5 protein-coding genes are annotated in these 7,065 nt (G+C 52.6%); 2 read left to right on the top strand and 3 right to left on the bottom strand.

The genetic code is table 11. The features are described from left to right. Nucleotides 1–116: 116 nt before the first annotated feature. Nucleotides 117–725: a TetR/AcrR family transcriptional regulator gene (locus tag KIH86_RS07195; protein WP_223084954.1), complete on the top strand. Its 609-nt coding sequence runs from the start codon at nt 117–119 to the stop codon at nt 723–725. 254 nt (nt 726–979) lie between these two features. On the opposite strand, the gene KIH86_RS07190 is transcribed toward KIH86_RS07195, so the two are convergent. After that, nucleotides 980–1,843 (bottom strand): DegV family protein, encoded by an 864-nt coding sequence (locus KIH86_RS07190; protein WP_223084953.1) that lies wholly within the window; start codon nt 1,841–1,843, stop codon nt 980–982. A 228-nt stretch (nt 1,844–2,071) separates the two neighbouring features. Here KIH86_RS07190 and KIH86_RS07185 point away from each other — a divergent pair, with 228 nt between their 5' ends. Then, a complete protein-coding gene (locus tag KIH86_RS07185; protein ID WP_223084951.1) occupies nt 2,072–3,535 on the top strand; it encodes an ArnT family glycosyltransferase in 1,464 nt (487 codons plus the stop codon). A 207-nt stretch (nt 3,536–3,742) separates the two neighbouring features. On the opposite strand, the gene KIH86_RS07180 is transcribed toward KIH86_RS07185, so the two are convergent. Both KIH86_RS07180 and KIH86_RS07175 read right to left on the bottom strand, forming a co-directional pair. Beyond that, on the bottom strand, nt 3,743–4,603 hold the full coding sequence (locus KIH86_RS07180) for an AraC family transcriptional regulator (RefSeq protein ID WP_223084950.1): 861 nt from the start codon (nt 4,601–4,603) through the stop codon (nt 3,743–3,745). A 752-nt stretch (nt 4,604–5,355) separates the two neighbouring features. Further along, nucleotides 5,356–7,044 carry a glycoside hydrolase family 13 protein gene (locus KIH86_RS07175; RefSeq protein ID WP_223084948.1) on the bottom strand — a complete coding sequence of 563 codons (1,689 nt, stop codon included), beginning with the start codon at nt 7,042–7,044 and terminating at the stop codon, nt 5,356–5,358. Between the last annotated feature and the right edge of the window lie 21 nt (nt 7,045–7,065).

Below are 7,065 nucleotides of genomic sequence, written 5' to 3'. Positions count from 1 at the left end.
GATACAATCTGTATCTTATTGACATTCTGAAGTATATACCGAATGCAAATAAGATGCAATATGTATCTTAAATTATGTTATAGTCAACTATATAGAATTTATCGAGGAGCTATGAAATGACCAGTATAAGAAAACGAGGGAAAGAGCTTGAAAGCGCGATATTGGAAGCTGCATATGAAATTTGTCAAACCTCTGGTTACCAAGAGATGACCTTTCAAAATGTTGCGAAGAAGGCAAGCACAAGTCGGACGGTGCTGTATCGCCAGTATGGAACTCAACTGAATCTACTGCATGAAATGGCTCATTATCGAATCTCACAAGTGTTCGGCGTGCCCACCATACTTGAACTCATCAAAGATCGTGGAAGCTTGAGAGCAGATTTACTGGACATGGTAAAGCTGTATCATCAGTTTATGGTTGACATCGGAGCAGAAATACTTGGCACCGTCTTGCAAGAGCTAAGTCAGCAACCGGATAGCTTGAAAGAAATTAGCGTACATGCGCATGAAGTAAATACTCATTTTATGCAGAAGATTCAGGACTTTGCCAAGAAACGTGGAGAAATAACAAGCGATTTCACTACTCTGCAGAAGCAGCTGCCTTTTAACTTGATGAGATATGAATTTATTATTCAAGGCGGAAATTTGACGGAGTCCTGGTTGACTTCATTCGTCGACGAAGTGTTATTGCCTATTTATTCGAACAACACAGACCCATCCCGTTAGGCTGGCTCTAAACTTGCCGTTACAAGTAGTGTGGAGAACCGTAACATAGGGAGGAGCACGGATTAATTAATACGGGTTATTGAACAAACGGTAAACGTTAACTCAATAAAAGAGCGGCAGTCTTGACGTTATCTCTCGTCCCAGACTGCCGCTCTTCTTATAGTTGCGACCAATCTAATCCTTTATTTTCTTCTCATCAGCAGAATTGTCTCTCCTGCCTATATCGATTATCAAAGTGATAAACGTCTATACCTCTAGGAACTGCCTTCCGGGCGTCTTAAGTACATCATACCTACGGTGTGCGGTCCGCAGTGGCTGCCGATCACGCAGCCGGCTTCAATAATGGCGATTTCCTTCGCGCCCGTCGCCGACTTGAGAGCGTCATGCAGATGCCGGGCATCCTCTTCCGCAAGTGTGTTGGCGATAATCAGCAGGTCGGTATCGATAGGAGCCGGATCGGACAGCGCGTGATTCAGCATCTGCTCCACAGCCTTTTCCTTCTTGCCCCGGATCTTGCCGACGGGAATGATGCTGCCTTCCACAAGCCGAAGCACCGGCCGGATCTTCAGCAGGCTTCCGATGAAATTCTGCATGCCGGAACACCGGCCGCCCATATGTAAATAGTCCAAAGTGTCGACGACGAATTCTGTGCTGAGCAGATTGCGGTCTCTCTCCAGCATGGCGACGACCTCATCGGTACTCTGCCCATCCCGCGCAGCGCGCGCAGCTTTGACCGCCAACAGCGCGATGCCGCCGCACAGGCTGCCGGAGTCGATTACCCGGACCCGTCCGGGCGGAAATTCCTCTGCGGCCAGACGTGCGTTCTGATAGGTGGAGGACAAGGCAGAGGATAGACTGAGGTAGACGATATCCCGTCCTTCCTCGATGGCGGGAGCGAAGGCGGCAATGAAATCGGCGGGCGAAGGAGCAGCCGTCTTGGGCAGCGCGCCGGCGGCTGCTACCTTGCGGTACACCTCCTCCGGGGTAATATCCATACCGTCCCGGTACGTCGCGTCCTTGAATACGACATAGAGCGGAACAATGCCGATATCATACTCTTCCTTCCAGTTCTGCGGCACATCGGAAGTGCTGTCTGTAAAGATTTTTAGCGTAGACATGTAATTCTCCTTCACCGATAATCGGTTAATCATCCTAATCAGTATCGCATATCTATTCATTATACCAAGGTTCTCCATAATCTTAAACCGTTCCAGACTTCAAAGCAGGGAACAGAAGAGAAATGGCGAATACCATTCCAATAAATACAAGTCATGGAAAACCTGGTATACGGGAAAAAAGGAGGCAGCCGGCCGTCTCCCAACAATGCTCGTAAGGGGGAAGGGCGAATGGTTTGGAACCGGGAGGAAATGAAGAGACGCGATTGGCTCAATGACAGGGCCTATTGGATACTTGGAGCCTGTCTGCTGGTGCTGATCGGTTTTAATTTGTTCTACCGGCTGGGCGCCATGCCGATTGAGGACTGGGATGAAGCGAGACACGGCGTCAGCGCCTATGAAATGCTGAGAAAAGGCAGCTATATGATCAATACATACAATTATCATGACGATTACTGGAATCTCAAGCCGCCGCTCAGCTTCTGGAGCGTGGCGTTTGGATATAAGGTCGCGGGCTTCAACCCGCTCGGCCTCCGGCTGTTCTCCGCATTCGCAGCGCTGATCACGATCGCAATCACGGCTCTTTTTACAAGATACAGATATGGCAATACGGCTTCACTGCTGTCCGCCGCAGTACTCGCTACCAGCTCGCAGTTCATTCTGAGCCACTCGGCCAGGGCGGGCGATGCGGACGCTCTATTCGTCCTATGGTTCACCGCCGCGATCCTCTCTCTGATGATGACGGAACTCCATATCCGCTGGCTCTATGTCTCCGGGTTGATGTTCTCCCTTGCCTTTCTCACAAAAAGCTGGCATGCGGGGACGATTCTGGCGATCATCCTTCTGTACATGCTGCTTACGCACCGGGTTCGCCGGTTGAATCCTGGGAATGTGCTTGGTTTTATCGCCACATCTGTTGTCCCCGTTCTGGTCTGGCTCGTTCTGCGTTTTCCACACGATAAATTCACCTTCATCAAGGAAATGATCCGGTATGATCTGCTCGCCCGCGCCTCGTCGACGCTTGAAGGCCATACGAACGGCCCTGTTTATTATCTTCATATACTCAGAGTCTTCCATACCAAGTGGTCGCTTACACTGTTTATGATCGTTCTGTACTATTTCGCCGTCATGCTCCGCCGCAGAACGGTCCGCCATCTTCCGCTCGACAGCTTCACCCTCGGGACGGTTCTGTGGATTGCGGTTCCCTTCACGATGTTCACCGCCGCTTCGACCAAGTTAATGTGGTATATTCTCCCCATCTACCCGCCGCTTGCGATTGTAACGGCATTCCTGTTCACCGGGATGCTTCACGCGATGAGCCGCCGCAGCTTCCGGATTGCGCTCGCGTCTGCGTTCGCTGCGGTGTTCATTCTGACGCAGACTTATATTGTCCGTACGCTTACCGGCGGTTTCACGTCGGATCACGGGGCGGAGCAGGCGCTGCTTCGGCAGATTCAGGAGCAAGGCGACTATTCCGCTTATACCCTGTTCTATTATGAGCATCCGGATACGAGGAACGTCCCTCAGAGCGTGATGCTGGCTTCCAAGCTGTACGTTGATCTGAAGGTGTCGGATACGGGGGCACTGGAAGATTTTCAAAAGGAATCCAGAGGATTATTGATGCTTCCCCGCACCGCAAGCAATGAGAGACTGATCGCCGGGGAGGAACTGTCGGTCGTGGAGTCCAATTCCTAGGGCTATCTTCTGGCAAAGAACCATTCGGCAAACCCTACAGCGACGGTGAAACAGAGCAACTAACACTTAGAATTGTACATGCGAATGGGTTGTGGAAATGGCAAGTTGAGCGTTGTATATGTTGAAAGCTGTATTACAAAAGAAGACCGGGCGGCTGTCCGCTCGGTCTTTCTCTTCATCTTGCCCGTGCCTTCCAGGGGAGGCCGCTTATTTGCTCATGACCGGTATCCAGACCTCGCAGCGGTAGTCCTCGGCAGAAGGATCGCCGGGAGGATACAGCTCGAATTCCGGGCCTCCGGAATGCTCATACCGGGTGCCGGGGAACCATTCCTGGAAGATGCGTTCCCACACCTTCTGGATGGCATGCGGCATCGGTCCGACCGAGGTGAAGACCGCCCAGGTAGCGGCAGGAATAACGGTAGAGGAGTACCCGTCCGGCACAGCCGTCTCGCTCTCCACGGCGACCCAGTAGGAGAGCGTCTCCTGCTCCTGCTTCATATCGGCGCAGATACCGAGCAGGTCATGTACGCCGCCGCCCAGCTCCACCAGCCTGTCCGAGCTTCCGTCGCTGTTGCAGGTGTCCCAGAACTTCGGAATCTCGCGAAGATTCTCCCCATCCCGTGTTGTGGTTTCAAGCTTTCTCCCGATAACGCGAAACGCTTCCTTATGTTCGATACGATAGTCCATTTCTTTGTCTCCCTTCAAGGATAGAGTAAAGGTGAGGCGCGGGAATGCCTTGAGAACGGTTCCCGGTTCACGGGCCGCCGAAGGCGAGATGCCATGGGCCTTCCGGAAAGCCTTGGCGAACGCTTCCGGCGAATCGTAGCCGTATTTCAGCGAGACATCCAGCACGCGGACCGGCGACATGGCCAGCTCCTGGGCGGCCAGCGTCAGGCGCCGCTTGCGGATATACTCCGCCACGGTTACGCCTGTGACGAGATTGAACATCCGCTGAAAGTGGAAGGAGGAGGAACAGGCAGCCTTTGCGATCTCCTCCATGTTCATCGGTTCCGTCATATGGTTCTCCATATAATCCAAAGCATCCATCATGCGGTTCAGCCATTCCAAAGCATGCCATCTCCTTTGTCTACATCCTATCACCGGCAGCCGCTGCCGGTCCTGTTCTTCCGTGCGTTCTTTGGACAGATCGGCAGGCCGGGTCCGGTAATGCGGCATCTTGCTGCTTCGCGGGCTGCGCATCAGGCTTATTACAGGCAAGCGTAGATGATATTTTTCAGGTGCGGGTGTGCAGTAAGGCTACTCATTATTGAGCAATGCTGCGCATACATCAAGGTGAGCCGGGAAGCGGGATCGATGATCGCCAGACATCCGGGGGTTCCTCTTATCATTATTGGTCAGCAGAGCGTTCGCTGCAACCGCATTTTAAGTACGAATTCGGCCTTGACCTTGAAGAGTACTTCAACCCTTATACTTAAAATAACATGGAAAGGAGCTTTCAGATGGAGAGGATGACAAGAGGCGAACTTGCAAAACGAACGGGCTTGCCGTCAGAAGTATCACCTTAAGGCCCAAGAACAACATCCATTTCGGAGGGCCAGCCGTTATTCGATGCAGGAATACCCAATATCTCGCTTGTTCCGGGGCCTTCCGTATGCGAGAGGAGTGCTTGGCTTTCTGTTCAAAGATGCGGCTTCACATGAAACCGAGGCTCCGATCATCGCAAGGACTGACACGACATGTTAGTATAAAAACAGCGGCAGACCAGGATGGCTTGTGAATAGCTCCCGGTTTGCCGCTGTTTGCTTATCAAAATGTATTGAATTTTTATTTAAAATGAATCTTCTGGTTTCGACCGGTTCTTATACGGCGCCGCCCAATCGGTACACTCTGGCTTCAAAGGGACGGAGAACGGACTTGTCGGACGGTTCTTTGGCGTAGTTGCCGATAATCAGTTCTTTAGTCTGTGCAAGCTCTTCCGTCAGGCCAATATCCTGCGGCTCCTTGCAGAAGTTGAGCAGTACCAGCCAGCGCTCCTGCGCAAGCGTACGGGTATAGGCATAGATGAACTCATGATCCTGCAGGAGCAGCTCATAGTCGCCATAGACCATGACAGGGTTGCTCTTGCGAAGCTCGATCAGCCTCCGGTAATAGTGGAAGATCGAGCCAGGATCAGCTAACGCCTGCTCGGCATTGATATCGGTATAGTTCGGATTCACTTCAATCCATGGAGTTCCGCTCGTAAATCCGGCCTGTGGAGAAGCATCCCACTGCATCGGCGTGCGCGCGTTGTCGCGCCCTTTAATGTGAATGGAATGAAGCACATCTTCATGCTTGGCGCCGCCTTCGGTCACTTTTTCCCGGTACATGTTCAGAATTTCAATATCCTTGTACTGCTCCAGGCCCGCGAACTGAACGTTGGTCATACCGATCTCTTCACCCTGGTAAATATAAGGCGTTCCTTTCAGGGTATGCAGCAGGGTGGCCAGCATCTTGGCGGAAATGACCCGGTATTCCCCGTCATCGCCAAACCGGGACACCATACGCGGCTGATCATGATTGTTCAGATACAGGCTGTTCCAGCCTTTATCGGCCAGTCCGACCTGCCATTTATGCAGAATGTCGCGCAGCTTGGCCAGGTTCCACGGCACAACCTCCCATTTGCCGGTCGGACCGGAGTCGACATCCATATGCTCGAACTGGAACACCATTTGCAGCTCATTGCGATCCTCGTCTGTGTACAAAATCGCGTCCTCTACCGTGGCGCCCGGGGTTTCACCGACCGTCATGACATTGTACTTGGACAGCACCTTCCGATTCATTTCCTGGAGATAATCATGGACTTTGGGGCCGTTCATATAGAACTCGCCGCCGCCTGCCAGCTCACCCTGCTTCAATCCGTCCGACTCGACGGAGGGAAGGCCCTCCACCTTGGAGATCATGTTGATCACGTCCATCCGGAAGCCGTCCACGCCCTTGTCCAGCCAGAAGGTCATCATGTCATACAGTTCCTGGCGCAGCTTCGGGTTCTCCCAGTTGAGATCAGGCTGCTTGCGGGAGAACAAATGCAGAAAATATTCGTCCGTCTTCCCGTCATATTCCCAGGCCGGGCCGCTGAAGACGGAGCTCCAATTGTTCGGCAGGCTGCCGTCCGGCTGCGCCGGGCGCCAGATATAGTAATCCCGGTAAGGGCTGTCCTTGGATGAACGGGATTCGACGAACCAGGCATGTTCATCCGAGGAGTGGTTGATGACAAGGTCCATCATCAGCTTGATCCCCCGGGCGTGCAAGCCTTCCAGCAGCTCCTCCCAGTCCTTCATCGTGCCGAAATCATCCATAATGTCCTGGTAGTCGCTGATGTCGTAGCCATTGTCATCATTCGGGGATTTGTACACCGGCGACAGCCAGATCACGTCCACGCCCAGTGTCTTGAGATAGTCGAGACGGGAAATGATGCCCCGCAGATCGCCAATGCCGTCTCCGTTGCTGTCCTGGAAGCTTCGCGGATAAATCTGGTAGACGACGGCTTCTTTCCAAAAGGTTCGGTTCAAGGTAAAGGCTCCCTTCGCGTG

Source organism: Paenibacillus sinensis (assembly GCF_019904155.1).
Classification (GTDB): Bacteria; Bacillota; Bacilli; order Paenibacillales; family Paenibacillaceae; genus Paenibacillus_AQ; species Paenibacillus_AQ sinensis.
Note: the sequence above shows the minus strand (reverse complement) of the source record. Positions and strands in the feature narration are given on the sequence as shown.